The 26,814-nt window shown below is 43.3% G+C and carries 19 protein-coding genes and 1 tRNA gene; 15 read left to right on the top strand and 5 right to left on the bottom strand.

Annotated features, from left to right (window positions below):
- Window positions 1-2: 2 nt before the first annotated feature.
- From G9X63_RS09660 to G9X63_RS09615, 10 genes are all read left to right on the top strand, one after another.
- Complete coding sequence (locus G9X63_RS09660) at window positions 3-2,402, top strand: TonB-dependent receptor (RefSeq protein ID WP_252622783.1); 2,400 nt, start codon at window positions 3-5, stop codon at window positions 2,400-2,402.
- Between the two features lie 8 nt (window positions 2,403-2,410).
- On the top strand, window positions 2,411-5,764 hold the full coding sequence (locus tag G9X63_RS09655) for a HEAT repeat domain-containing protein (RefSeq protein ID WP_252622781.1): 3,354 nt from the start codon (window positions 2,411-2,413) through the stop codon (window positions 5,762-5,764).
- Between the two features lie 16 nt (window positions 5,765-5,780).
- Entirely contained in the window at window positions 5,781-6,128 is a 348-nt protein-coding gene (locus tag G9X63_RS09650; RefSeq protein WP_252622779.1) for a hypothetical protein, read from the top strand.
- Between the two features lie 48 nt (window positions 6,129-6,176).
- Window positions 6,177-8,657 (top strand): YbcC family protein, encoded by a 2,481-nt coding sequence (locus G9X63_RS09645; RefSeq protein WP_252622777.1) that lies wholly within the window; start codon window positions 6,177-6,179, stop codon window positions 8,655-8,657.
- 7 nt (window positions 8,658-8,664) lie between these two features.
- Window positions 8,665-10,530, top strand: coding sequence for a proton-conducting transporter transmembrane domain-containing protein (locus G9X63_RS09640; RefSeq protein WP_252622775.1), 1,866 nt, complete (start codon window positions 8,665-8,667; stop codon window positions 10,528-10,530).
- 1 nt (window position 10,531) lies between these two features.
- Complete coding sequence (locus G9X63_RS09635) at window positions 10,532-12,109, top strand: SulP family inorganic anion transporter (RefSeq protein ID WP_252622773.1); 1,578 nt, start codon at window positions 10,532-10,534, stop codon at window positions 12,107-12,109.
- Window positions 12,110-12,190: 81 nt separating this feature from the next.
- Entirely contained in the window at window positions 12,191-13,498 is a 1,308-nt protein-coding gene (locus tag G9X63_RS09630) for a glycoside hydrolase family 30 protein (RefSeq protein ID WP_252622771.1), read from the top strand.
- The gene (locus G9X63_RS09625; protein ID WP_252622769.1) at window positions 13,495-14,859 is read left to right on the top strand and encodes a Gfo/Idh/MocA family oxidoreductase; all 1,365 of its coding nucleotides are present in this window, start codon (window positions 13,495-13,497) and stop codon (window positions 14,857-14,859) included. Before G9X63_RS09630 ends, G9X63_RS09625 begins: the two co-directional genes overlap by 4 nt.
- Window positions 14,859-17,324, top strand: a complete 2,466-nt coding sequence (locus G9X63_RS09620; RefSeq protein WP_252622767.1) for a PIG-L family deacetylase — start codon at window positions 14,859-14,861, stop codon at window positions 17,322-17,324. The genes G9X63_RS09625 and G9X63_RS09620 overlap by 1 nt, the downstream gene beginning before the upstream one ends.
- Window positions 17,321-19,381, top strand: a complete 2,061-nt coding sequence (locus G9X63_RS09615; RefSeq protein WP_252622765.1) for a penicillin acylase family protein — start codon at window positions 17,321-17,323, stop codon at window positions 19,379-19,381. Before G9X63_RS09620 ends, G9X63_RS09615 begins: the two co-directional genes overlap by 4 nt.
- 1 nt (window position 19,382) lies before the next feature.
- Here G9X63_RS09615 and G9X63_RS09610 read toward each other — a convergent pair whose 3' ends face one another.
- The 3 genes from G9X63_RS09610 to G9X63_RS09600 are packed head-to-tail and all read right to left on the bottom strand — an operon-like array spanning window position 19,383 to window position 21,950.
- Complete coding sequence (locus G9X63_RS09610; RefSeq protein ID WP_252622763.1) at window positions 19,383-19,730, bottom strand: hypothetical protein; 348 nt, start codon at window positions 19,728-19,730, stop codon at window positions 19,383-19,385.
- Between the two features lie 49 nt (window positions 19,731-19,779).
- Window positions 19,780-20,583: a ThuA domain-containing protein gene (locus G9X63_RS09605; RefSeq protein ID WP_252622761.1), complete on the bottom strand. Its 804-nt coding sequence runs from the start codon at window positions 20,581-20,583 to the stop codon at window positions 19,780-19,782.
- Window positions 20,580-21,950 (bottom strand): M20/M25/M40 family metallo-hydrolase, encoded by a 1,371-nt coding sequence (locus G9X63_RS09600; protein WP_252622759.1) that lies wholly within the window; start codon window positions 21,948-21,950, stop codon window positions 20,580-20,582. Before G9X63_RS09600 ends, G9X63_RS09605 begins: the two co-directional genes overlap by 4 nt.
- Before the next feature lie 188 nt (window positions 21,951-22,138).
- Here G9X63_RS09600 and G9X63_RS09595 point away from each other — a divergent pair, with 188 nt between their 5' ends.
- From G9X63_RS09595 to G9X63_RS09585, 3 genes are all read left to right on the top strand, one after another.
- Window positions 22,139-22,858 carry a DUF4197 domain-containing protein gene (locus G9X63_RS09595; protein ID WP_252622757.1) on the top strand — a complete coding sequence of 240 codons (720 nt, stop codon included), beginning with the start codon at window positions 22,139-22,141 and terminating at the stop codon, window positions 22,856-22,858.
- 77 nt (window positions 22,859-22,935) lie between these two features.
- Window positions 22,936-23,547 carry a pyridoxamine 5'-phosphate oxidase family protein gene (locus tag G9X63_RS09590; protein WP_252622755.1) on the top strand — a complete coding sequence of 204 codons (612 nt, stop codon included), beginning with the start codon at window positions 22,936-22,938 and terminating at the stop codon, window positions 23,545-23,547.
- A 36-nt stretch (window positions 23,548-23,583) separates the two neighbouring features.
- Entirely contained in the window at window positions 23,584-23,877 is a 294-nt protein-coding gene (locus tag G9X63_RS09585) for a DUF3817 domain-containing protein (RefSeq protein WP_252622753.1), read from the top strand.
- 107 nt (window positions 23,878-23,984) lie between these two features.
- Here G9X63_RS09585 and G9X63_RS09580 read toward each other — a convergent pair.
- A tRNA-Lys gene (locus tag G9X63_RS09580) sits at window positions 23,985-24,057 on the bottom strand.
- 173 nt (window positions 24,058-24,230) lie between these two features.
- On the opposite strand from G9X63_RS09580, the gene G9X63_RS09575 reads away from it, so the two are divergent.
- Window positions 24,231-24,932, top strand: a complete 702-nt coding sequence (locus tag G9X63_RS09575; protein WP_130896475.1) for a hypothetical protein — start codon at window positions 24,231-24,233, stop codon at window positions 24,930-24,932.
- A gap of 3 nt (window positions 24,933-24,935) precedes the next feature.
- Here G9X63_RS09575 and holA read toward each other — a convergent pair whose 3' ends face one another.
- A complete protein-coding gene (gene holA / locus G9X63_RS09570; RefSeq protein WP_252622751.1) occupies window positions 24,936-25,982 on the bottom strand; it encodes a DNA polymerase III subunit delta in 1,047 nt (348 codons plus the stop codon).
- Between the two features lie 98 nt (window positions 25,983-26,080).
- Between holA and G9X63_RS09565 the strand changes: the two genes are divergently transcribed.
- Window positions 26,081-26,593: an FKBP-type peptidyl-prolyl cis-trans isomerase gene (locus G9X63_RS09565; RefSeq protein WP_252622749.1), complete on the top strand. Its 513-nt coding sequence runs from the start codon at window positions 26,081-26,083 to the stop codon at window positions 26,591-26,593.
- Window positions 26,594-26,814 lie beyond the last annotated feature (221 nt).

Raw genomic sequence — 26,814 nt, 5'->3', positions numbered from 1 at the left:
CTATGAAAATTGTTCGGCTTCTTCCGATACTACTCTTATTGTGCGTTTCCAGCCTTTTTGCACAGTCTAAAATCAAGATTCAAGGGGAAGTGAACGTCCCTTTTTCAAGCATTCGTCTATTTAAAGGTGCTGCATTAGTGACCGGAACGATTGGAAACGAAAAAGGTAAGTTTACGATGGAAGTCGCGCCTGGGGTTTATGATCTTTTAGTTGAAAGCATTGGATATGAGGCTTTAAAGATGACAAATCAATCTTTTACTTCTTCTACAAACCTAGGTATAATCACAGTAAAAGAAAGTAATCAGACCTTGAATGAAGTCGTAGTGAAGGGCCAAAAAGCCTCTATGGAACTCAACCTCGACAAACGGATCTTTAATGTGGGGACTGATTTAGCGAATAAAGGGGCGACGGCATCGGAAATTTTAGGTAACTTACCCTCCATTCAAGTAGACCCAGAAGGGGCGATTAAGCTACGGGGAAGTGATAATGTCCGGATTTTGATTGATGGAAAACCCTCTACTTTAGCTGGAATCAATGGATCTTCTGGATTACAATCCTTGCAAGGGAACCTCATCGATAAAGTGGAGATCATCACAAATCCATCCGCACGCTATGAGGCGGAGGGAATGGCCGGGATTATCAATATCGTGTTAAAAAAGAACCAAAACCAAGGTTTCAACGGCGCCATAGAAACGACGACGGGGTATCCGGAGAATTTTGGAGGAACAGCCATCGTTAATTACCGAAAAAACAAATTCAACTTCTTTATTAACTATGGCGTTTTCTACCGCAGAACGCCCGGCAGAGGAAGTATTTACCAAGAAGTTTATACAGGTAAGCAGACCAATATTTTAGAGCAACGCTCTCAAAACAATGTTACCGGCCTCGTAAATAACGTAAGAGGAGGAGCCGATTATTTCTTCAATGATAAAACCATTTTAACGGCTTCCTACATCTTCAGACGTACAGATGTGCAGCGCATTACCGACTTTAATTACCTGGATTACCGAGGTAATGTCTTCAATTTGTACAGTGATACCTACCGCCAACAGGATGAAAAAGAAGCGGAACCGAATGGGGAATATGCCCTTACTTTCAAGAAAAGTTTTGCGAAAAAAGGCAAAGAATTTAGTGCCGATTTGCGCTACCTAGATTATTGGGAGCGATCGGATCAGACCTACACCCAAAATGGAAAGAAAGCCGATGGATCAGTTTTTCCTGAACTTTCTAAGGTACAAAAGGCCTTAAACGACGAATTCGAACGTCAATGGATTTTACAAGCAGACTACGTAAATCCGATTGGTAAAGAGGCTAAAATTGAAATGGGTGTTCGGACTAGTTTCAGAAATATGATCAACGATTATATCGTGACGGAACAACAGCCCTCTGGCGTCTTTACCGTCATCCCCGGTTTAAGAAACGTATTTAATTACAAAGAAAATATCTCTGCGGCTTATGTCATTTTTGGCAATAAAATGAAGCAATTCTCCTATCAATTCGGGTTAAGAGCTGAGACCACCGATATTCAAACCGAACTCGAGCAAACAGGGGAGAAGAACCCTCGAAATTATGCAAATTTGTTTCCTAGTGCCCATTTTACCTATACTATTACTCCGGACAATTCTTTTCAATTAAGTTATTCCAGACGCGTTAGAAGGCCTACTTACAATGATTTGAGCCCCTTTGTCACCTTCTCTGATAACCGAAACTTCTTCTCCGGAAACCCCAATTTGAACCCGGAATTTACCAATTCATTTGATTTAGGAAACGTACGGTACTTTGATAAGGGAAGTGTTAGCTCGTCCCTTTATTACCGCCATACTTTGGGAAAAATCGACCGATTCAGATCCGTAGACACCTCTGGTTTTGCCAAAACACTACCCGTTAATTTAAGTGATCAACAATCAATGGGAATCGAGATTGCGAGTTCCTATACGTTCACAAAAGCCTATAGAGCGGATCTAAGTATCAATGCTTTCAGAGCAATAACCGATGCGACTAACATCAATGCTGCTTTTAAAAGCGATACGTATTCATGGTTTGTTCGCCATAGTTCCCGCATTAAACTAGGTGCGGTCGATTTTCAAGTGAGAGCAAATTACGAAGCGCCTCAACAAACCCCTCAAGGGACGCGCGGGTATATCGCGTGGGCTGATTTCTCTGCTTCTAAAGATATTTTACAAGGAAACGGGACACTAAGTTTGAGTATTTTAGATTTATTTAGCTCTCGAATTAATCGATACGAGTCCCGTTTCTTAGAACCTACAGATGGTTCTGGTTTTTACACCCGAGGAGAATCGCAAGGCCGATTAACATCCCTAAATTTAACTTTTAATTACCGATTTAAAACAACTAAACAGGCTGCCAAACAACGCCGCAGCTTAATGGACGAAGAAAATTAATCACACCAATGAAAAGAATCATCCTACTTTCTTGCTCCGCTTTAGCGCTTTTTTCTTGTAGCAAACAAGGCAAAGACGACACCTACAAGATTATTTACGAAGACCAAACGAAGGTAGCCGAAAATGCGAAAGCCATCAAAGACAAACAACCTATCAAGCTCATTCCTGGACTCAAAATAGATTTATGGGCATCCGATTCCTTGCTACAAGATCCCGTTGCCATCGCAGTGGATGACAAAGGAGCCATCTTCGTCAATAGCACGAATCGAAATAAAGGGTCCGAATTTGACATCCGAGGTCACCGCGATTGGATGACTGAATCTATAGGTTTCCAAACAGTCGAGGATCGTCGTGCCTTTTTACGCCGCACATTTGCTCCAGAGAACTCCGCTAAAAATACGTGGCTACCAGATATGAATGGCGATGGATCACACGATTGGTTAGATTTAAAAGTGGAAAAAGAAGAAATATACAAAGTGGAAGACCTGAATGGGGATGGCTATGCAGATCAATCCACGCGCGTTTTTAACGGATTTAACGAAGAAGTAACGGATGTAGCGGGAGGTTTATTAGTGCGGAAGAAAGATGCTTTTGTGGCCATTGGTCCTGATTTAATGCGATTAAAACACAAGGGAGGGCAATGGATGAATCCAGAATCGATTTCGACGGGATATGCTGTTCACATTGGTTTTGGTGGACATGGGATGTCAGGTGTTACGGAAGGCCCAGACGGCAAAATCTATTGGCAAATTGGGGATATTGGAGCAAATATTACGGCCAAAGATGGCAAACAATACAAAAATCCCAATTCTGGAGTCATCGTACGTTCGAATCCTGATGGTTCAGAATTCGAAGTCTATGCGAGCGGATTGCGTAACACACACGAATTCGTTTTTGATAACTATGGTAATTTAATCAGTTCCGATAACGATGGCGATCATCCAGGCGAAAGTGAGCGTTTAGTGCACGTAGTGGAAGGTTCTGATGCCGGCTGGCGCTCAAACTGGCAGTATGGAAAGTATACGGATCCACGTAACAACCAGTACAAGGTTTGGATGGATGAGAAGTTATTTGTCCCTCGTTGGGAAGGCCAGGCAGCCTATATCATTCCACCGATTCGCAATTTTCACAACGGTCCTACGGGGATGCTTTGGAACCCAGGAACGGCTTTAGGGAAGCGTTGGACAAATAAATTTTTCTTGGTGGAGTTTGTGGGTAACGCAAATATGTCCCATATCTGGTCCTTTGACTTAAAGCCCAAAGGGGCTTCTTTTGACTTCAAATCAGAAGAAGATGTGGTGAAAGGTATTTTGCCCACAGGTATTCGTTTCGGTCCTGAGGGAGCATTATATGCGTCTGATTGGATTTTTGGATGGGATACCAAGAATTACGGTCGCATCTGGAAAATTGACGTAGAAGAGAAAGAGAATGATTTGAAAGCGGAACGCGAGCAAACGAAGCAGTATATCCAGCAGGATTATGCGAAACAAAGTTTGACACAATTGTATGACTTGTTATTCTACGCAGATCAACGTGTTCGTTTAAAGGCACAATATGAACTAGCGGAAAGAAAGGCAAGCGCTATTTTCGTTAAAGCCATTCAACAAAAAGAGAATCAGTTAGCTCGCGTACACGGAATTTGGGGATTAGGCCAAATCAAGGCAGCAACTGCTATTCAGCCACTTTTAGCAGATACAGACGAAGAAATCGTCGCGCAAGCGGCAAAAGCCTTAGGGGATATTTTCAATGCGTCCTCTGCAGATCAATTGATTCCATTAGTAGCATCGACTAACCCGCGTGTTTCTTTCTTTGCGGCACAGGCTTTAGGTCGCATTCGTTCTGAGAAAGCAATACCTGCCTTGTTGAAATTAATAGAAACTAACGCGGACAAAGATCTGTATTTGCGTCATGCAGCGGTTTTAGCCATTAGCAGAATAGGGCAAGCAGAACCAATGTTAGCTTTGCAAAATTCGCCAAATCGTTCGTTGCGTATTGCGGCGGTTTTAGTGTTACGTCGTTTAGCTCATCCGGGAATTGCGGGATTCCTACAAGATTCGGATGAATACATCGTGGCGGAAGCGGCGAGAGCGATTAACGATGATGAATCCATTCCTGCGGCTTTGCCAGCGTTAGCGGCGACTTTAGCTGATTCGCGCTTGAAAGATGAGGTGATCATTCGAAGAGCCATCAATGCCTGCTTGCGCGTGGGATCAGCGAAAGAGATTGATTTATTGATTGCCTATTCTGAAAGAACGGGGATCTCTGAAGCTTTACGTGCAGAAGCGATTGCGACCTTAGGTTCTTGGGCAAACCCATCCGTGATGGACCGAGTGGATGGACGACACAGAGGTGCTTTGGAAAGAAATCCAGCGGATGTGATTGCGCGTATACAGCCTAAAATCCCGGGATTCTTCGCTTCAGAAAATCCAGACGTTTTAATCGCAACGGCTAAATTAGTAGCAGAGTTACAATTGAAATCATTCACGGAGATTGAGATCAACCTTTTCAAAAATCATCCCAATGCGAAGGTAAGGGCAGCTTTATTAAGTTCTTTGGCAGAACTTCAAACACCTCAGCTAGGCTCGATCTTAGAAAAAGGAATCAGCGATGAGGACAAAAACGTCCGCGGAATCGCCTTAAGCAATTTGAACAAAATTGAACTAAGCGCAACAGAATTACCCGCTATTACAAAACCGATTTTCGAAAAAGGATCGCTTACCGAGCAGCAATCGCTATTGCAAAGTATGGCCAAAATGAAGCCGGCTAACACATCTGCTATTTTAGCTGATTTGATTCAAAGAATGGTCCATAATCAATTGCCGTCTGGGATTAAATTAGACCTAATGGAGGCTGTAGAGGCAAGTAATGAAGAGAAATTAGTGGCTAAATTAGATGCCCTTAAAGTAAAAGGAACACTAACTGACGAATTCAAAGAAGCCTTGTATGGCGGTTCTGTGGCGGATGGACGCAATATTTTTAATTACAATTCAACCGTCCAATGCGTACGCTGCCATATCGTAGGTGGAGAGGGAACGAACGTAGGCCCTAATTTAAAGGGCGTTGCGTCAAGATTAACAAGAGAGCAATTGTTACAAGCTCTGATCGAGCCGAGTGCGCGCATTTCTCCAGGTTATGGTACTACGAATTTTGTCTTAACAGATGGACAAGAAGTTTCAGGCTCGATTATTTCTGAAACGGATGAACTAGTACAATTAAAAACGAACGATGCGGAACCATTGCGCATTCCTGTAACGCGCATTAAATCAAGAGAAAACTTGCCATCAGGAATGCCTCCCATGGGATCTTTGATGAGTAAAAGAGAAATTAGAGATGTGGTGGAATACTTATCATCCCTGAAATAAGCGTATATTTGACCTAATGAAGCTAAACAAAATATACTTATTGTTCATCTCACTCTTGTTTTTGACGTCTATGGCGTCGAAAGTACAAGTGGATGGGATGCAAGCTTCCATTCAAAAAGAAAAATCACAACAAATCCATAAAACCGAGTCATCTGACTATGGTTTTATGGATTTTTTATTCGAAGAGGATACTACGGAGAATGAGGACGATAATTTATTTATTCCTTTTAATTTATATAAAGTCTCTTCGCTATTTTCACCTGTAGATTTCTCCATTTCTAGAACAAAAACAGGTTTTCCCACTAAGGCATTCGCCTTCTTTAAAACACCTATTTTCTTGACTTTCAGAAATATTAGACTGTAAAAAAGCCTACGATACTATCGTATTTTTTACATTTTAATTTATTTGAATATGCCAACCTCATTTGATGAGCATCAGGTGATTCATGAACTGAAGCACTTTTTGCCAGCACAAGCTCCATTAATGGACTTTGTGCACCACAATACCTTGCATGCATTCCAAAACCTAGCGTTTCACGAAGCATTAGCCACCGCGCATGTAAAACTAGGTTACCAAGTCTATTTCCCATTAGAGACCTTTCGTTCGATGTATCAGGAAGGGCGAATCTCGGATGATGTTTTAGAACGCGTTCTAGTACAGAAAAAAGGAAATGCGGAAGCCTGGAAGGGTAAATTACTCTTTGGTGAATATCCTACCGTTGAACCTGGACGAGTGGGAGCTTTACGGGGTATTTGGAAAAGTACCTACGGAATTGACTTAGATTCCTTAGTACATCCTACCTTATTTCGAATTATCGGAAGCTTTTTAGACCAAGGTATTTCCATCTGGAATTTCCCTTTAGAGGGCAAATCCTTTTTAGAAGCAATTCGAACACTTGAAAGCACCAGTTTCGCGAGTATTTTTTACAGTAAGGAAACGAAAAAACTCTTATTAAATCCTGAATTGAGCATAACGGACTTGCTAAAGAAAGTTGTGGGGGATAAGGAAGAACTGTATGAGCAGTATTTATACGATCAACAGTTTTCTCACCAGGGATGGTCAGGAATGGTTTCTACTGTGGAGGATCTACCTCAGACTTTATTGGATACCCGTCTGATTAAGTTAGAAGACTTAATTCTATTTGAATTATTGTTAGAGTTTGATGCGCTGAACTACAAGTTAGACCAATCCTGGTCTCCAATTGGCCATTTCGCGACAGAGAAAATTATTCCCTTGCATGATCCGATTGGTTATTGGGAGAAGTTGGATGTGTTGAGCCTTTGGCAAGAAGCTTTTGAATGGACCTATTATGACCAGGTTTTAAAAGGCTTGCAAATGGAAAAGGTGGACTCCATTAAACCGCATTCGAAAAGCTTCCAAGCGATGTTTTGCATTGATGACCGAGAATGTTCGTTTAGACGTCATTTGGAGGCATTAGATCCAGCCTGTGATACCTATGGAACACCGGGATTCTTTTCTGTGGAGTTTTTCTATCAGCCGGTAGGAGGTAAATTTTATACCAAACTTTGTCCCGCTCCAGTGACCCCTTACTACTTAATCAAAGAGGAGGGAAGCGAGAAAAAGTTAGGAACTGATCTCCATTTCTCGAAGCACAGCCATAATTTCTATACGGGTTGGTTATTTAGCCAAACACTTGGATTTTGGTCTGCTGCCAAGCTTTTCGTAAACCTATTCAAACCATCGATGAGTCCTGCGACTGCCTCTTCATTGAAGCACGTGGATAAATTTTCGACCATTCGGGTGGATTACCAAGCGATGGAAAATGGGCTTCAAGTAGGCTTCCATATCGAAGAAATGGCGGTAAGAGTCGAAAGCTTATTGAAGAGCATTGGACTTGTGGATAATTTTGCCCCTATCGTTTATGTGATCGGTCACGGAGCAAGTTCGGTGAATAATCCCCATTACGCGGCCTATGATTGTGGCGCATGTTCAGGACGTGCGGGTTCAGTTAATGCGCGGGTGATCAGCCAAATGGCCAATAAACCAGAGGTGCGTGCAATTCTAAGTGAAAAAGGGATTCATATTCCGGAAACGACTGTATTCGTGGGAGGTTTACGTGACACGACTCGCGATGATGTCGTTTTCTACGATGAACAAATCACCTATGCAGATTATAAAATAAAGCACGCGGAACACGTAAAATTGTTTGATAAGGCTTTAGATAATAATGCCAAAGAACGTTCAAGGCGCTTTGAGTCCATCAACACCTCAGCGAGAGCAAGCGAAATTCATGAGAAAATCAGAACCCGTTCCGTTTCCATTTTTGAACCGCGTCCAGAACTAAATCACGCGACGAATGCCTTGTGCATCGTGGGTCGAAGAGAATTATCGAAAGGGGTTTTCTTAGATCGCCGTTCGTTCTTGAACTCCTTTGATTACCGCGTAGATCCCGATGGAACGTATTTATTCAACATTTTGAAAGCGGCTGCGCCTGTGTGTGGTGGAATCAATTTAGAATATTACTTCTCTAGAGTGGATGGCGAGAAATTAGGCGCAGGGACGAAGTTACCGCACAATGTGATGGGACTTTTTGGGGTGGCCAATGGAATCGATGGTGATTTAAGACCCGGTTTACCTGCTCAGATGACCGAAGTTCACGACCCGGTTCGTTTGTTGTTGATCGTGGAGCACTTCCCTGAAATTGTATTGAAAACCATCCAAAAGGCCGAAGAAACCTATGAATGGTTCATCAATGATTGGGTGAAACTCGTGTCGATTAATCCAGAGACGAAAGAGTTGTCTGTATTTGAAAAAGGGGAGTTTAAGCCTTACGAACCGCTAACAAAGGATATCCAAGAGATTGATAATTTGGATGAATTATTAGCGTCGTCGCAAGAAAATTTCCCTGTGTATCTACTCAATCAAAATTAATCCAACCATGAATTTAACCCTCCATTTATTTATCTGGGTGCCTATTTTCGGCTTTTTGGTGAGTTTAATTTTACCAAAAAAGAACGAGACACTCATTTCTGTTACAGCCTTTAGCACCTTAGCGATTCAATTAAGTCTCGCAACAGGATTCATCGCTTATTGGCTTTTTACTGGCGCTGAGACGATACAAATCAATGACATTATCCTCTTTAAAAACGAGGAATATGTCTTCCAAATTGATTTTCTATTTGACAAAATAACAGCGGTCTATTTGCTTGTGGGAGCCATATTAACGTTTATGGTGACCTTGTATTCTCGCTATTATTTACACCGCGAAGCGGGGTATAAGCGCTTTTTTAACACCACGCTCTTTTTCTATGTGGGTTATTGTGTGACAACGCTTTCTGGAAATTTAGAGACACTATTCATCGGATGGGAAATCCTGGGAATTTCGTCTTTCCTACTAATTTCTTTCTACCGAGAACGTTATTTACCGGTGAAGAATGCGGTGAAAGTATTCTCTATTTACCGTATCGGCGATGTGGGAATTATTTTAGCGATGTGGGCTAGCCATCATTTATGGGGCCAAAACATTACTTTTTCCCAGTTAAACAATGCTGAATTGGTTCACGAGCATTTGCAAACACATAGTATCATCGGGGTATTTATCTCCTTGATGTTTTTACTTTCAGCCACGGCAAAATCAGCTCAATTACCCTTTTCATCTTGGTTACCGCGCGCTATGGAAGGTCCTACACCGTCTTCGGCCATTTTTTATGGTTCGCTTTCGGTGCATATCGGGGTCTTTTTGATGCTCAGGACGTTCCCTTTTTGGGAGAATCAAACCTCAGTGCGAATTCTAATAGCAGGATTAGGCTTATTGACGGCTTTAGTGGCAACTGGAATTGCCCGAGTTCAATCATCGGTGAAAAGTCAGATTGCCTATGCCTCCATTGCGCAAATAGGTTTGATCTTCATCGAAGTTTCGCTTGGGTTTGAAAAATTAGCCTTGTTCCATTTCGCTGGTAATGCATTCCTACGAACCTATCAATTATTGGTTTCGCCATCCGTGGTTTCCTATTTGATCAGAGAGCAATTCTACCACTTCGAGCCTAGAGCTCTTTCTATTGAGCGATTATTGCCTCTAAAATGGCGTAATACGCTCTATGTACTCTGCCTAAAGGAGTGGAATTTAGATTCGATGTTGTACCAATACCTTTGGAATCCAATGAAATGGGCTGGCAACAAATTGAATTTCTTAAATGGAAAACGGTTGATGGCCTATTTTGTACCGGCTTTTGGCATCAGTTATTACCTGATCAACGAAAACCAAATGAATGTAACTGCCTTGCACTGGCTACCCGTATTTTTTGCAGGAATTGGCTTAGTGCTCGTATTTAAATCCTTTACACAACGCAGGAGTATTCGTTTAAGCTGGATTTTGGTAATCATGAACCATTTCTGGATTGCCTTAGCCATTTCATTAAATGAGAAATTTGATTCCTTCGAGTCAGTGCTCTATTTAAGTGGAATTATGGTAGCTGGGCTTATTGGATACCTTTGCTTGCAACGTTTATTCCAACAAGAAGGCAAAATGACCTTAAATCGTTTCCAAGGTTTATCTGAAAACCATCCTAAAATTGCGCTAATCTTTTTGTTAGCGTGTTTAGGCCTGACCGGATTTCCGATAACACCCACGTTCATAGGAGAGGATTTAATCTTTTCACACATTCACGAAGATCAATTTTTACTTGCAGGCATCGTTTCACTTAGCTTTATCCTGGATGGATTAGCCGTGATCCGTATATATGCCCGCATTTTTATGGGTCCTAATTATAGAACCCATGCCACCTTTTCAAACAGATATTTTTAAGATGAAGAATATACCTAAAGACGGCCTAGCCGGATTAAAAGAGAACTATGCGTCAGACGCAGCCTCTGGATTTATTGTTTTTTTATTAGCGCTTCCTTTAAGTTTAGGGATTGCTAAAGCATCGGATTTCCCTCCGATTATGGGTTTACTTACCGCCATCATTGGGGGTATCGTTGTCAGTTTATTTAGTGGATCACGTTTAACCATAAAAGGACCTGCAGCTGGATTAATTGTGATTGTGGCGGGAGCTGTAGCTGAATTTGGCGGAGGAGAACAAGGCTGGCATTTAGCCCTAGGAGCGATGGTGATAGCGGGTTTAGTCCAAATCCTTTTCGGGGTATTCAAACTGGGCAAATTAATGGATTTCTTCCCCCTTTCTGCCGTACACGGTATGTTAGCAGCGATTGGATTAATCATCATAGGCAAGCAGATTCCAGTATTTTTAGACGTGAATCCAATCCTAGCCAAAGGAAAAGAACCTTTGGAATTATTCGCAGCCATACCTGAATTTATTGCAAATTGGGACCCCAAGGCTACTTTAATCGGTGCAATCAGCTTGGTCATTATGATGGGATGGCCTTATATTAAGAACCCGCTGATTAAAAAAATCCCTGCGCCATTAGTTGTTTTAGCGATTGCAATTCCGGCAGAATTAATCATGGACTTCCAAACCACTGAACCAGGATATGCCCTTGTTCACATTGGGAATTTGGTAGATAATATAAAATTGAATGCCTCTTTTGATGGCTTCAATCAAACTGGAACTTTTATCAAGTTTGTGATTATGTTTGCCCTAGTGGGTACTTTGGAATCCCTTTTGACGGTAAAAGCCATGGATATGTTAGATCCCTACAAACGTAAATCAGATGCGAATAAAGATTTGATTGCCACCGGTATCGGGAATACATTGGTCGCGTTTTTAGGTGGTTTACCAATGATTTCAGAAGTAGCGCGTTCATCAGCTAATATCGCGAATGGGGCCAAAACACGTTGGGCAAACTTCTTCCACGGATTCTTTATTTTAGTATTCGTCTTATTAGCTGCTCATTTAATTGAATTAATCCCCAATACCGCTTTAGCAGCCATGTTAATCACGGTAGGTATCAAATTAACACACCCGAAAGAATTCATCCACACACTTGAAAAAGGAAAAGAGCAACTATTGATTTTCCTGGTGACGATCTTTTTCACTTTGGGGGTAGATTTATTGGTGGGAATTGGAGCCGGTATTTTGACCGAAATCTTAGTCAATTTATTTAACGGCAAGCCATTAAAAGCCATCTTCAGCGCACCTACGGAGGTTTCATTCACTGATGACGCCTACCTTGTCGAGATTTCTGATGCTGCGGTATTCACAAATTACTTGGGAATCAAACGTAAACTAGAAGCCATTCCATCTGGATTCCATGTAACAATTGACCTTTCCAAAACGCATCTTGTCGATCACTCCGTAATGGAAAATTTCGAACACTTTAAGCGCGATTATGAACGCGGAGGTGGATCTGTGACTCTTATAGGGTTAGATTCACACAAATCGCTCTCAGGTCATAAGGCCGCCGCGATGAAACGGAAAAAATAGTAAACCTACTGATAAACCGCCCCTCAAAAAGGCGGTTTATTTTTTTGTAAATAATCGATATCTTTAATGAAATTTAAACCTATGAAAAAACTTGTGCTGCTGCTAAGCTTGCCTCTTTTCTGTTTTTCCCAAACAGAAACCATTCTTAGCCTTCCTAAACAGAAATCCTTTTTTCAAAAGACCGAAAATCTCTATTCTGATTTCAGCGGAGCGAAGATTACGGTACACCCAGAACAATCCTTTCAAAGCATCGATGGATTCGGATTTACCTTAACCGGCGGTAGCGCTCAATTAATTCAGCAATTAGAACCCACCAAAAGAGCGGCTTTGTTACAGGAATTATTTGGACCCAATGGAATCTCCGTTCTAAGAATAGGTGTGGGTGCAACAGATCTAGACGCAACCGTATTCTCCTACGAAGACAAGCCTAGAAAATTCAGCTTAGAACCCTCGAAAGCAGACTTAATTCCCGTTTTACAACAAATTTTAACCATTAACCCAGCGATAAAATTGATGGCCACACCTTGGTCTCCACCCACCTGGATGAAGGATAATGGGGAGAGTAAAGGCGGATCACTTTTGGAAAAGCACTATATAACCTATGCGAATTACCTCGCAAACTACATTCAAGCGATGGAGAAAGAGGGAATTCCTATCTGGGCATTAACGCCCCAAAACGAGCCCTTACACCCAGGAAACAACCCCAGCATGTACATGAGCTCGCAGATGCAGGCGAATTTTATCAAAACAGCCTTGGGTCCTGTATTCAAAAAGCGAAAAATCACGACCAAAATCATCGTATACGATCACAATTGCGATCATCCAGAGTACGCCATTGACTTATTAAATGATGCGGATGCAAAACAATATGTGAGTGGTTCAGCTTTCCACTTGTACAATGGGGATATCTCAGCCTTGAGCAAAGTGAAAGCGGCGCATCCGGATAAAGACCTCTATTTTACCGAGCAATGGACGGGATACAAAGGGGATTTTACAGGTGATTTCATGTGGCACGTTAAGAATGTCATCTTAGGTGCGGTGAATAATCATGCGAAAACGGCCATTGAATGGAATTTAGCGAATGATCCTAGCTATGGGCCACATACACCTGGTGGTTGCACAGAATGCTTAGGTGCGCTAACCATCTCAGGTCAGGATATCATTCGAAATCAATCGTATTATATTGTTATGCAAGCAGCACGATTTGTTCCAGCTGGCTCTATACGCTTAGGAATCGATGTGCCTGAAGGCATTCAAGCGGCTGCCTTTAAGCGTCCGGATGGGAAAGTAGTCTTACTGGTCCAAAACGAAGGCCGCAAAAAGAACCTAAGCATAGAAAAACTAAACCTAGAAATACCGGCTGAATCAGTCTTAACGATCATCCTATGAAAAACTTTAACATTAACCGCAGACATTTTATGAAAGGGGCATCGGCCGCTTTGGCCATGTCTACCTTTGGCGCTTATGGATTAGATTTAGTGAATCCCGCACGACCGTACCGAGTGGCCTTAATTGGCGCTGGATGGTACGGAAAGAGTGATTTATTCCGACTCATGCAGGTCGTACCTGTAGAAGTAGTAGCCTTGTGCGATCCAGATCGAAATATGTTAACAGAAGCAGGAAAGCTCGTTGCTGCTCGCCAAAAATCCCGTAAAACACCGAAATTATACGGTGATTACCGCCAATTATTGAAGGAAAATGAACTAGATATCGCCCTTGTAGGTAGTCCAGATCATTGGCATGCGCTACAGATGATCGATGCCGTGAAGGCCGGGGCACACGTCTATGTGCAGAAGCCTATTTCAGTCGATGTGCTGGAAGGCGAGGCGATGGTCGCGGCCGCTAGAAAATACGGCAAAACGGTTCAGGTGGGAACTCAACGTAAAAGTACACCGCACCTAATTCAGGCTAAAAAGGAGATTATAGACAAAGGCTTTTTAGGAAAAGTGGCTCACGTGGAGATGTATTGCTATTACCACATGCGCAATAATGGTAATCCGCCAGTACAAGCTGTTCCTGACTATTTTGACTACGAAATGTGGACGGGACCTGCGCCATTGCGTCCTTATGATGGTTTACCACACACGCGGTGGTGGAGAACTTTCGAGGAGTATGGCAATGGAATTATGGGCGATATGTGCATCCACATGTTTGATACGGCGCGCTGGATGCTGGATTTAGGCTGGCCTAACCGCGTGAGTTCAGAAGGTGGTATTTATGTCCAAAAAGAGGGCAAATCGAACATCCCTGACACACAAACAGCCGTTTTTGAATACAATGGATTGAACTGTGTTTGGCAACATAGAACTTGGGGCACTCCTCCAGATCCAGAATATCCGTGGGGTTTAACTATTTACGGCGAAAAAGGAACGCTGAGAATGAGCACTATGAAATACGATTTCACGCCTACGGATCCTAAAGGAGAGAAACTGCACATGGATGTGGTCTATGAAAAAGAGAAATATCCAGAAGATTTAAAAGAGGATCGCATTGAATTAAATGCGGCACCAGCTACGCGTGGCCATATGCTCGATTTCTTAGCCGCAATCGATAAAGGTTCAAAACCCATTGCAGACATCGCTGAAGGACATATTTCTACGGCATCCTGTATCATTGCGAATCTTTCCATGAAGTTAGGTCGACCTCTTTCCTACAACCCAGGAACAAAAACCGTATTAAATGACCCAGAAGCAACCGCCTTATTAGCTAGAAATTATCGCGGTCCGTGGAATAGAAATATGCTAGTTTAATGAAAAAGCTCATCCTATTGGCCTTATTGGCCCTTCCAGCTTTAGCACAACAACGCACCTCTGCCCAATTAGGAGAAGATTTGCAGAAATTACGGGTGCTTGGCTCTGTGTTGCATGTGGCCGCACATCCGGACGATGAAAGTACGCATATGTTGACGTGGTTCGCCCAGCAACAACATTGGGAGACGAGCTATTTTGCCTGTACAAGGGGAGACGGCGGCCAAAATCTCATCGGCGACGAGCAAGGTGTTCCTTTAGGATTAATCCGAACACAAGAATTGTTAGCCGCTAGGAGAATTGACGGGGCGAATCAATATTTTTCGCGTGCGTTTGACTTTGGCTTTTCGAAGTCGACGGAGGAAGCTTTGGTGTTTTGGGACAGGCAACTGATTCTATCGGACTTAGTCTGGGTGATTCGAAAAACATGTCCTGATATCATTTTCACGCGCTTTCCACCGGATGCACGGGCTGGACACGGGCATCATTCTGCCTCCGCGGCACTGGCCATTGAAGCCTATAAGGCAGCAGCAGATCCCAAGATGTTCCCAGAACAATTGAAAAAGGGAGTGGACGTGTGGCAGGCGAAACGATTATTGTGGAACACATTCCGTTTCCCGGGTTCGACGGGAAATTCGACTATTTCTGACTCTCAGTTCAAAGTAAATATTGGCGATTATCTGCCCTTTTTAGGCCAAAGCACCGGAGAACTAGCCGCCTACAGCCGGAGCCAGCATAAATCCCAAGGTTTTGGCTTTGCGGTGGACCGCGGAAGAAGCACAGAATACTTCGCCACTTTAGGCGGTGAGGCTCCCAAAGAATTCTTGTGGGATGGGGTAGACGCCTCATGGAATCGCGTGAATCCGAACATCGATGCGCTTATTGTACCCATCATTAAAGACTACAATCCGGAGAAACCTTACGAGAGCATTTCGGCTCTGATCAACTTAAAGAAATCGATTCAAGCGCTTCCTTCTAGCCCTTGGACGCAGAAGAAAATTGCAGAAATCAATGCCTGGGTTGTCAGCGCAGCGGGAGTTTACTTAGGAGCTACGACTTCTCAAGGCATGGTAGCCATAGGAGAGAAGCTTCCTATCAAGACGGAGTTTATCGTTCGTGCGCCTATAAATGTAGATCATGTTAGCATTTCATTTGCTGGAATTGATACAACCATCCTAGGTAAAATTGAACCCTATAAAAAGTATCCTTTCAATCGCGTAATCACGGCCTCCGCGCCCATTACACAACCGTATTGGATACAAGAAGCGAAAGCCACAGGACATTTTAATGTGAGTGATCAACAGAAGATCGGTCAAGCTAAGGTAGATCCAGCGTATACCGCAAAAGCAATCTTCCACATTCAAGGGGAAGAATTTTCCCTAGAGAAACCGGTACAAGAATTGATCATCGACCCAGTGAAAGGAGAGATCTTGCAGCCTATCGCCGTGACCCCTAAAACGGTCTTTCGCTTAAGTTCTAACGTAGTATTATTGCCAAAAGGCAGCAAGACAACAAAAACGATTCAACTATCCATCACGGCATTAGCCGCTTTAAAGCCTGGCCGAATGGAGGTGAAGTCGGGGGCATCGGTTTTGGCAAACATCAGTCTAAAAGAGGGAATGAAAGCAGGGGAGAAGCGGGAATGGCCTGTCTCTTTCAACGAGGCAGTCGTACCTGACGGAAAAATAACCAGCAACCTCCAATTACATATTTACGCTGGGAGCGAAAACTGGATCGATTCACTCGACTTGCAAACCATTGAATACCCACACATTCCGACCCAACGCTATTTCACACCAGTGAACTTGAGCTTATTGCACATCGACTTCGCGAAAAAAGGTAATCGCTTAGGCTATATCAAAGGCGCCGGCGATAAGGTCCCAGAGGCATTAAAGCAGATGGGATACGAGGTCGACTTCTTAGGGGAGAAAGACTTAACGGCAGCGAATCTGCAGAAATACGATGCGGTGCTTACCGGTGTGCGTGCTTACAATACCAATGACTATTGGGAAAACGCTTATCCTGAGATCATGAAATACATCGAGAATGGCGGCAATTATGTCGTTCAATACAATACGGCCAGTTTCTTAGGGCCTATGAAGTCGAGTATGTCGCCTTATCCCTTGCTGGTTTCGCGTAACCGGATTACAAAAGAAGAAGCGAAACCCGCATTCCTTTTGCCGTCGCATACGCTCCTCAACAGCCCAAACAAAATCAGTGAAACAGATTTCCAAGATTGGATCCAAGAACGCAGTGTTTATACAGCGGAGACCAATGATCCACATTTCGAATTTCCTCTCGGGTTTACCGATCCGAATGAAGCAGAAAACAAGGGAAACATCGCTGTTACCAAATACGGAAAAGGTCAATTCATTTATACCGGATTGGTTTTCTTCCGGGAATTACCGGCTGGCGTTCCAGGCGCCTACCGTTTATTAGCTAACTTACTCGCAAAACCCTCAAAATGAAATTACCACTTATAGCTCTTTGCCTTTTTACTTTTTGGGCAAATGCCCAGCAACAGCCGATTATCCGCAAGGACAAAATAACGATCGCACGCGATTCTTACGGGGTTCCACACATATTTGCGCCTACAGATCCAGAAGTAGCTTATGGTTTAGCCTGGGCGCATTCTGAGGATGACTTTAAGACGATTCAGACGCTTATTCTAACCGGTAAGGGCAAGTTAGGCACACACCTTGGCAAGAAAGGCGCGCCGGTGGATTTTGTTTTTGGCTTATTGAATACGCGCAAGGTGGTGGATCAGCAGATCAAGGCGATGGATCCTCGCTTTCTGCAATTAGTGCAGGGCTACCTGATGGGGCTAGAAGCCTATGGGAAGGCACATCCATCGGAAGTAGTGAACAAGCACGTATTTCCTATTGCGATAGAAGATTATATAGCGACGACGATGTTTTCGGTGGCTATTTTCTGTGGAGTGGATAAGGCTTTGCCCAAAATCCTCGATGGCTCCATTCCCTCGCTTCCCGGCTTTACCGGAGAAGGGAGTAATGCCTTTGCCATTAAGAGCTCGAAATCGGCTACTGGCGAGCCGATGTTAGTCATTAACGCGCATCAGCCCATCGAGGGCGCTACGGCTTTCTATGAGGCTCATGTGCAATCGGAGGAGGGTTGGAATATCTTGGGTGGTTTGTTCCCGGGCGGTCCATTGATCTTCCACGGGGTGACACCTAATCTCGCTTGGGCGCATACGGTAAATTTCCAGGACAAAATCGACGTCTATCAATTGAAGACGGACAAAGCGCATCCGGGTCAATACGAGGTGGATGGCGAATGGTTGCCTTTGGTAAAAAGAAGAATAAAGCTGAACATTAAAGGGATTCCCTTCTCGGTCTCTAAGATGGCCTACGAATCGATTTATGGCCCCACGGTGAAATCGCCCAAAGGTGGCTATTTCTCCTTACGTCTTCCGTCTCTAATGGACGCCGGTGCTCTTCAGCAGTGGTATGCGATGAACCGCTCTACGAACTTCACGGAATTCAAGGCAGCCTTGAACCAGAATCACCTGCCTATGTTCAACATTATGTATGCAGACAAGGAAGACAACATCTTCTATATCTCCAATGGGAAGATGCCTTATCGTAATCCTAAGTTCAACTGGGCCTCCACACTACCAGGAAATACGCGGGAGACACTTTGGGAAAAATTCAAACCGCTGAATGAATTACCGCAGCACTTGAATCCGGCAGCTGGGTATTTGTTTAACACGAATCACTCGCCCTTTATGGCTACGGCCGTTAATGAGAATCTAAATCCTGCGAACTACGATAAATACGACGGATACGAGACCTACCATAATAACCGTTCACAGCGGGCTAAGGACTTAATTGACACCTACGACAAAATAGGTTGGGAAGATTTAAAGCGCATCAAGTTCGATCGTCAATTGCCAGCGAAGATTTTATACCCCTATGGATACGATGCTTCGGTGCTATTTACGCTTGATGCTTCTAAATATCCTGCTTTGGCCACTATTATCCGGGGCATCCAACAATGGGACCACGTGACCAATATCGAAAGTATAGGCGCTTTGTATTATAACATTGCGTATTATGGGGCCTCTAAAATACGCAAAAACGCATCGAAAGATCCATTAACAGAATCGGAAGCAGTCGAGCTAACGCAGTACGTGCACGATTTCTTACTGAAGCACTACGGCCGCTTGGACGTGACGCTAGGGGAGTTCCAACGGTTGAAAAGAGGAGATCAAGATTGGCCTCAAGCTGGAATGCCAGATGTGTTAGCGGCGGTCATGTCTGAGCCAATGGGCGAATCACAACGTAAGATGAATTCAGGGGATGCCTACATCGGTTTTGTGAAGTTTCCTAAAAGCGGAGGTTTGCCACTGATTGAGACGGTGAATACCTTTGGAGCGAGTTCACATCCAGAGTCGAAACACTTCGCGGATCAACGCGAACTGTACCAGGCTCAGAAGACGAAGGTGATGACTTTAGATAAAGCGGAAATACTGAAAAATGCGGAACGTATTTATCAGCCGGACTAAATTATAAGGAATCAGTCACCACAGGCTGATCATCGGGTTCGTGGGTATTTCGGCCATCGGTCGGAATACCATCCCCAATTACCTCGTAACTAAGCTGATCTCCCGCGCGGGTTACCTCCAGATTGTACAAGAAAGTACCCTCTGGCTCTTTGGTTTTCAAGATACCTGTATAGAGCGAATCACTCTTTTGAACTAAGGAAACATCTAGGACACTTACACCTGTAATCTGCTCTTTTTGAAGATTTTGCAACCACAATTCACGCACTTCACCCTCGATTTCAGCAGAGGTTTTTTCACACGAATTTAAGATGAACACGGAGGCCAAAGCCACTATAAATACTCTAATCATGGTGCAAAAATGGGCATTTTTCGCGAAAAAAGGAAAAAGAAATCCCAATTTAAAACCTCAACCCATCATCCTTACCCGTCGCGAAAGCCTTCGAGTAATCGATTTTGCGAACCTGCCCAGCGATGTAATTAATCCCTTGCAACAAATGATTCAAGTAGGTCGGTTCTTGGTAGTTTTCTTTCGCGTGGCCTAGGGTGGTGACCCAGATGTGTCCGCCTTGGAAGTGTTGGGTCCAGACCGCTGGGAAATAGTCTCCGTAAACGCCTTTGTGTTTTGTGATGAGGTCTTTTTGGGACGGATCTAAGGTAGTCACGTCATGCATCATTAGTGTTTGGATGCCGGGGTAAAGTTCAAAGCCAAAATAGCATTCGTCTTCTTTCGACCATTTTAAGGGTACACCTTGTAGGGATGGGTGCGATGGGGCGATGTTGATGACCGAGAAAGGCTGGAACTTGGCGTGCCAGGAGAACGTTTCGCCTACCATCGATTTGAACCAGCTCCATTTGCGTTCTGTTCCCGTCACCGAGTGCACACCCACGAATCCGCCACCAGCTTCGATGTAGCGGCGGAAAGCGACGCGCTGTGCGTCTGTGTCGAAGACGTCGTTGTTAGTGGAGGTGAAGATGATGACTTTGTATTTGGCCAAATTCTGTTCTTCAAACACCACCGGATCAGCCGAAACATCCACTTGAAAGCGATTTTCAGTGCCTAACTTCTGAACTGCAGCCACGGCTGAGGGAATGTTATCGTGCACATAGCCAGGGCCATTTTTCGTGTACACAAGAACCGAAAAAGAAGTCTTTTGCGCGAATGTAGCAAAAGCAAAAAGCAGAAATAATGTCGTTAATCTCATTTTACGCCGTATTTATCAATTAAATAGATGATGGCTGCCATATTCACGGCGCCTAAATGCAATTCTCTTTTGTTCACGTTTTCGAACACATCCGTCTTTGCGTGGTGCAGATCGAAATAGCGTTGGCTGTCTGGGATTAGTCCAGCTAAGATGGATTCTTTATTGATGCCGGCCATCGGGGCAATGTCCGTACCGCCACCACCAAAAGTAATCTCAGATCCATAAGGTTTTAATAGGGGAGTCCACGTTTGAAATCTGGCGAATTGAGCAGGAGGGGCCGTAATTCCGATGGAACGAGGAGTGAAGCCACCCTCATCGCTTTCGATGACAAAGATGTGGTTCTCCTTGTTAATTTTAGCTTGGTTTGCATATTCCTTGCCACCACGCGCGGCATTTTCTTCATTTGCGAATAGGACAAAACGGATGCTACGCTTTGGTTTGTAGTTTAACGCTTTCATGACGCGCAACACTTCCATCGTTTGGACGATGCCGGCGCCGTCGTCGTGTGCACCCTCATTTACATCCCAGCTGTCTAAGTGACCGCCTAAGGTGATGTATTGGTCTGGAAATTCAGATCCGCGGATTTCTGCAATTACGTTGTTGTCATCCGCATCTGGAAGGAAGAAACCGTAGGTTTGAACTTGGGCTTTGATGGTTCCTTTTTTGGCCAAAGCATACAATAGCTGAGCATCATTCGGACCTAAAGCCACCGCTGGAATCTTCGGATATGCTTCATCATACACCATCACACCGGTATGCGGCTCATTATCCGGCGCCGTGCTCAGTGAATGAATTAACACCGCCACTGCACCATATTTTGCTGCTTTACTTGCACCAGAACGGCGAAAAGCGCCACTCTCGCCATAGGCTTTAAAGGTCTGAATCTTCGTCGGATCAAAAACACTGTGGAAATAAACAATCTTGCCTTTCACCTCTTCCTTGCGCTTCTCTAATTCTTCGAAACTAGCCACTGCGACCACTTCCGCCTCGATTAATCCATTGGAGCCTAGCGAATTTCCTAAGGCCAAAGCCGCCAACGGCTGCATTCTCGCCTCTCCATTCACGCCTGTAATCGCCACAAAATCATTCCCTCCACGCTTCCAATTCGGTGTTTTCACCGGCTGCAAGAACACTTTATCTGGACCCATCGCCTCTAAACTTTTCTTACCCCAAATCACCGCATTCTGCGCCTGTGGAGAACCGGCTAAACGCCCGCCAATCTTTTTGGTTAACTCATACAATAAGTCATAAGCCTTTCCGTTCGTCAGAATCTCATCAGACATCTTCTTGATGAACAGACTATCGACATTGGATTGTGCGTTAGAAAAGAGGGGGAGAAGTAATAAGGGTAGGAAACGTAATTTCATAGTCGGTTAATAAATAGTGATTTTAAAGATAGTAATTATTCGGTAAATTTAGTTGCTAGTTGGCAGTGTAGCTCAGAGTATAGATTATAGAGTATAGATTAGAGATAAATTATGCTGACAATTACACTTCTCTATTCTTGTGTATCCTATCTTTACTCTATGCTCTCTTATCTATAATCTCAATAAATATGAAAAAACTACTAATACTCTTAACCCTTTGTTCTCTAAATGCCAAAGCCCAATCCTTCCAAGGCATACTCAAAAAAGCCACCGAAATCGCTTCCGGCGCCACTAAAACAGGCTTAAGTTCAGATGATATTGCCAATGGCCTCAAAGAAGCCTTACGTGTAGGAGCCGAAAAAGGTTGTGCAAACCTCGCAAAACCAGATGGATTCTTTAAAAATGCTGCCCTTAAAATCCTCATGCCACCAGAAGCCGCCAAAGTAGAAAGCACACTGAGAAGTGTAGGCCTAAACCAATTAGCGGACGATTTTATCCTCAGCATGAACCGCGCGGCAGAAGATGCTTCTGCTACCGCCGCACCCATTTTCGTAAATGCCATCAAACAAATGACCATCACAGATGGCATCAACATCCTCCGCGGTGATGAAACAGCAGCTACTTCTTATCTACGTTCAAAGACCGCTACGGAATTAAAATCCAGTTTTAATCCGATCGTAAAAACATCCTTAGATAAAGTAAATGCCACCAAATACTGGGAAAAAGCCATCACAGCCTATAATGCCATTCCTTTCAGCAACAAGAAAATCAATCCAGACTTGAGCGCTTATGTAACCGAAAAGGCGATGGAAGGAATCTACAGCGAAATAGCAAAACAAGAAAAAGATATCCGTGCGAATCCGATGGCACGGACGACTGAGCTGCTGAAGAGGGTGTTTGAAAAGTAATGGTAAATGGTGAATGGTAATTGGTGAATGAGGTGTTTTCATAACATTACCCTTTGCTGCTTTGTTAAACTAATCGTATGGAGCATAATAGAATCAATTACATCGATTACAGTTTAACCGATCTTGAACAGGACTGCTGGAATAGATTAGTCACTGGAGCCACTAAAAGCAGAAATCCTTTTCATACGCCATGCGTGGCTACTTTGGCTAATGGCGAAGTGAATATGCGGACGGTTGTTTTACGTAAGACTTTGCCTACAGAAAGAGAATTGCGTTTCCATACGGATATCAGAAGCCCTAAATGGAAAGAGTTAATACATAATCCTTCTATAAGCGCGCTATTTTATGATTCCGAAGAGCGCATTCAATTACGCGTAAAAGGAAAAGCGGTATTACATCATACGGATGATATGACGGCCAAAGCCTGGCAAACCACCTCTCTATCCAGTCGAAAATGCTATTTAACACTCCAAAGCCCGTCCAGTTTTGCTAATTCATCGACCAGCGGACTACCAGAAGACATCGAACAAGAGAACTTTACGCTAGCAGAAAGTGAAGTGGGTTACGAAAACTTTGGCATTGTATCCATTCATGTTCAATCGATCGATTGGTTGTGGTTGAATCATGCGGGGCATAGAAGAGCTTTCTTTGACTATGAGGAGGGGAGATTTCAGTGGATGGTGCCTTGAGTTGGTTTTTCACACTCTATCAATTAAATTTCAACTATGATTAATAATTTATTGAAAACAGCAGTAGGCAGACTACGCACTATCGCATTTTTAGAAGGTTGCTCGTATTTGCTTTTGGGTTTTACGATGATTTTAAAATACAAATTTGGTATTCCACAGCCTAATTACGTGGTGGGTTTAGCACATGGAATTCTATTTGTCCTTTATATCGTTTTAGTGCTTCAAGTTTCGTTTTTACAACGATGGAACTTAGTGAAAATCTTTTGGGCTTTTATAGCTTCACTCGTACCTTTTGGAACTTTTTATGCAGACAAAACAATTTTCAGATAATTGTTTACACCATAAAACCTTACGATTGCACTCGTTTATCTCGTATTTAGAGGAGCAAAAAAAAACACCATCTATATTGAAATAGATAGTGTTTAATTTTTAAGAAGTGATCCCGCTGGGATTCGAACCCAGGACCCATACATTAAAAGTGTATTGCTCTACCAACTGAGCTACGGAATCATTCAAGCCGAGGCTTGGTATATAAAAATGGTTCACTCTGGAACCGAAAGGAAGTTCAACCACTGGTTGACCTTCGTTTGCAAAAGAGTAACTTTTTCCCCTTATTGCGGTGCAAAACTAGCACCCTTTTTTAAATAATGCAAGCTCTTTCTCTAAATAAAATTATATTTCTTGTGATTTTTTCTTTTGGTTTTGGCCAAAGAGCTTATTCCCAAATAGATAGAAATCAACTCGCATTAGCAGATTCTTTGTTTAAGGCGAATAGACTTTTGCGTGCGGAGAAAATTTACGTGTCCCATTTAAAGACCAAACCGCGCGATTCCGAAAATATTAAATTAAAACTGGCCTATATCGCGAAAGCAAAAAACGATTGGTTGAAAGAACTTTACTATTTATCTAGCATACAAGCGACGAATGCGCGGCCGGAAATATCGAAGCGTTTGGAGGAAATAGGTGAGAAGCAGGGGCTGAACGGCTTTAAAATGAGCCTTTGGGATCAGATTTATTGGCTTTACTTTAAATTCTTCCCTTTCCTGCTAGGCTTTCTCTTATTGATAGCCTTGTATGGGGCTGGAATTTTGACCTATTCCGTCTTTCAAAAGAAAGTGATCCGCAGCAGTCAATTCACCTATTTAATCCTTTACATCGCATTTATTGGGCTTTTTGCGAACTTTCCGGGCTTTTTAAATTATGGGATTATTACCAAAGACAAATCCTACATGCGCGACTTTCCGTCCTCTGCCGCTCCGGTGGAACGCCTCTTAAAGAAGGGAAATCGGATTAATTATTGGTTTACCCGTGATATTTGGGTGTATAGCCTGATTGAAAGTCAGCAAGGATACGTGAAAGAAGATGACTTCTTGCCTATTAACTAGAATCTAGAGGTGCAAGATTTGGAAACTTAAGTCCAAAATGATTTCGCGGTCCGTCTCCGCACTGCCGATAACCCCTTTTACTTTTAAATCAGCGTTCTTCACCGCCTCGATAATACGAACAACCTTCGCCAAAGGGTAATTTCTCGCCGCTGTCGTATAATCACGGACGAAATAAGGATTCACTCCAATCAGCTTCGCAATCTCCCCGTCAGAGACATTTCCCACGTCGTGAACCTGTAATACTTTAGAGAAGAAGTTAAATAACAAGACTAGCATGGGCGCTGCAGGATTCTGCTTCGCGTTTTCTGCAAAGTGAAAGGCAATTTTCTGGGCTTTTTCGGTGTTGCGCTGGATGATCGCTTTTTGGAACTCAAAATAATTGTATTCCCGGCTAATACCAATGTATTTCTCCACCTCTGCAGAGCCTACCTCAGCACCCGCTGGCACATTCACAGCTAATTTATCCGCCTCGTGCGCCATCCTAGACAAATCCGCACCCACATAAGAAACCATCAATTCGACCGTAGAAGGTTGAATTTTGATCCCTTTTTGGCCCAAATAATCCACTAACCAAGCACCCAATTTATCTTCCGATACTTTCTTCGATGTGACAATCACACCGTGCTTCACCAGCGCAGAAAACACCTTTGATTTATCAGAAAGCAAGGATTTAACGGTCAAAACCAGTAGGGTAGAGGGCGTCGGATTCGCGCAATAATCTTCCCAAACCTTTAAATCATCCTCTTTAGCCTTCGCATTTTCCTTCGCTTTCGCCATCGCCTCGATGAACGCCGCCTCCTTCACAATCACGACCTGACGCTCCGCCATCATCGGATACCGACGCGCCGTCGCAATAATAGATCCTAGACTATGATCTTTGCCAAAAAGGACAAATTGATTAAAACTCTGCTGATCCTCCGGCAGCACCTGCTTTTCAAAAGCATCCACCAGCTGATCAATCAAATAGGGCTCATCACCATGCAACAAATAAATAGGAGCCAGTTTTTTCTGCTTAATATCCTTTAAAACTTCTTGAGCGCTCTGTTGCATAGATGAATTTAGTTAAACAAAAATAGGCAAAAGCTAAGGGATGGAAAAATATCTCAAGTATTTCCCGTAGGTTTGCAGGCAAAAAAACAGCTCAAACCATGTCAATTGCAAAAAATAACGTCGTATTCATCTCGTATCAACTAGCTTTTCCAGATGAAGAAGGACAACCAGATGTCGTAGAAATCGTAGACGAAAAAGAACCAATGGTTTTTATTCACGGCCTTAGCGGCTTACCTGAAGCGTTTGAAAAGAACCTTTTAGGCTTAAACGAAGGCGACACGTTCGATTTCAGTATCTCAGCAGAAGATGCTTACGGTAACGTGGATCCGAACGCGATCATCCAATTGCCTAAATCTATTTTCCAAGCCGAAGACCAATCTGCAGACGATATCTTACAAATCGGAAACTTCATCCCGATGACGGACGACCAAGGAAACCGCATGCAAGGTTTAGTCGTTTCCATCGAAGGAGAAACCGTTACCATGGACTTTAACCATCCTTTAGCGGAGAAAACCTTAATGTTCCAAGGAAAAATCTTAAAAATCAGAGAAGCTACTCCAGACGAACTTGCCCACGGCCACGTGCATGGGGAAGGGGGAGTTCATCATTAAAACAAAAGGGGATCGAATCGATCCCCTTTTGTTTTAATAGAGTAGAGAGAGGGGAGAGTATAGATTATAGAGTAGAGAGTAGAGAGAGTAGATTAGAGCTTAAAAAATACTATTTCTATTCTAATCGATTGCATATTATCTGTGCTCTATACTCTCTAATCTCCACTCTAATATATCCATCAAAAAAGGGGCTAAAGCCCCTTTTTTGATTCCACCTTTAT

Source organism: Aquirufa antheringensis (assembly GCF_023921165.1).
In the GTDB taxonomy this organism is placed as follows: domain Bacteria; phylum Bacteroidota; class Bacteroidia; order Cytophagales; family Spirosomataceae; genus Aquirufa; species Aquirufa antheringensis.
The sequence above is the reverse complement of the archived record's forward strand: the minus strand, read 5'-3'. Positions and strand labels throughout refer to the sequence as shown.

Excerpts from the sequence above, each read along its gene's own strand:
- G9X63_RS09565 (WP_252622749.1), top strand. The coding sequence starts at position 26,081 with ATGTCAATTGCAAAAAATAACGTCGTATTCATCTCGTATCAACTAGCT.
- G9X63_RS09585 (WP_252622753.1), top strand. The coding sequence starts at position 23,584 with ATGATTAATAATTTATTGAAAACAGCAGTAGGCAGACTACGCACTATC.
- G9X63_RS09600 (WP_252622759.1), bottom strand. The coding sequence starts at position 21,950 with ATGAAATTACGTTTCCTACCCTTATTACTTCTCCCCCTCTTTTCTAAC.
- G9X63_RS09610 (WP_252622763.1), bottom strand. The coding sequence starts at position 19,730 with ATGATTAGAGTATTTATAGTGGCTTTGGCCTCCGTGTTCATCTTAAAT.
- G9X63_RS09620 (WP_252622767.1), top strand. The coding sequence starts at position 14,859 with ATGAAAAAGCTCATCCTATTGGCCTTATTGGCCCTTCCAGCTTTAGCA.
- G9X63_RS09615 (WP_252622765.1), top strand. The coding sequence starts at position 17,321 with ATGAAATTACCACTTATAGCTCTTTGCCTTTTTACTTTTTGGGCAAAT.
- G9X63_RS09605 (WP_252622761.1), bottom strand. The coding sequence starts at position 20,583 with ATGAGATTAACGACATTATTTCTGCTTTTTGCTTTTGCTACATTCGCG.
- G9X63_RS09625 (WP_252622769.1), top strand. The coding sequence starts at position 13,495 with ATGAAAAACTTTAACATTAACCGCAGACATTTTATGAAAGGGGCATCG.
- G9X63_RS09660 (WP_252622783.1), top strand. The coding sequence starts at position 3 with ATGAAAATTGTTCGGCTTCTTCCGATACTACTCTTATTGTGCGTTTCC.
- G9X63_RS09635 (WP_252622773.1), top strand. The coding sequence starts at position 10,532 with ATGAAGAATATACCTAAAGACGGCCTAGCCGGATTAAAAGAGAACTAT.
- G9X63_RS09655 (WP_252622781.1), top strand. The coding sequence starts at position 2,411 with ATGAAAAGAATCATCCTACTTTCTTGCTCCGCTTTAGCGCTTTTTTCT.
- G9X63_RS09645 (WP_252622777.1), top strand. The coding sequence starts at position 6,177 with ATGCCAACCTCATTTGATGAGCATCAGGTGATTCATGAACTGAAGCAC.
- G9X63_RS09640 (WP_252622775.1), top strand. The coding sequence starts at position 8,665 with ATGAATTTAACCCTCCATTTATTTATCTGGGTGCCTATTTTCGGCTTT.
- G9X63_RS09630 (WP_252622771.1), top strand. The coding sequence starts at position 12,191 with ATGAAAAAACTTGTGCTGCTGCTAAGCTTGCCTCTTTTCTGTTTTTCC.
- G9X63_RS09595 (WP_252622757.1), top strand. The coding sequence starts at position 22,139 with ATGAAAAAACTACTAATACTCTTAACCCTTTGTTCTCTAAATGCCAAA.
- G9X63_RS09590 (WP_252622755.1), top strand. The coding sequence starts at position 22,936 with ATGGAGCATAATAGAATCAATTACATCGATTACAGTTTAACCGATCTT.
- holA (WP_252622751.1), bottom strand. The coding sequence starts at position 25,982 with ATGCAACAGAGCGCTCAAGAAGTTTTAAAGGATATTAAGCAGAAAAAA.
- G9X63_RS09650 (WP_252622779.1), top strand. The coding sequence starts at position 5,781 with ATGAAGCTAAACAAAATATACTTATTGTTCATCTCACTCTTGTTTTTG.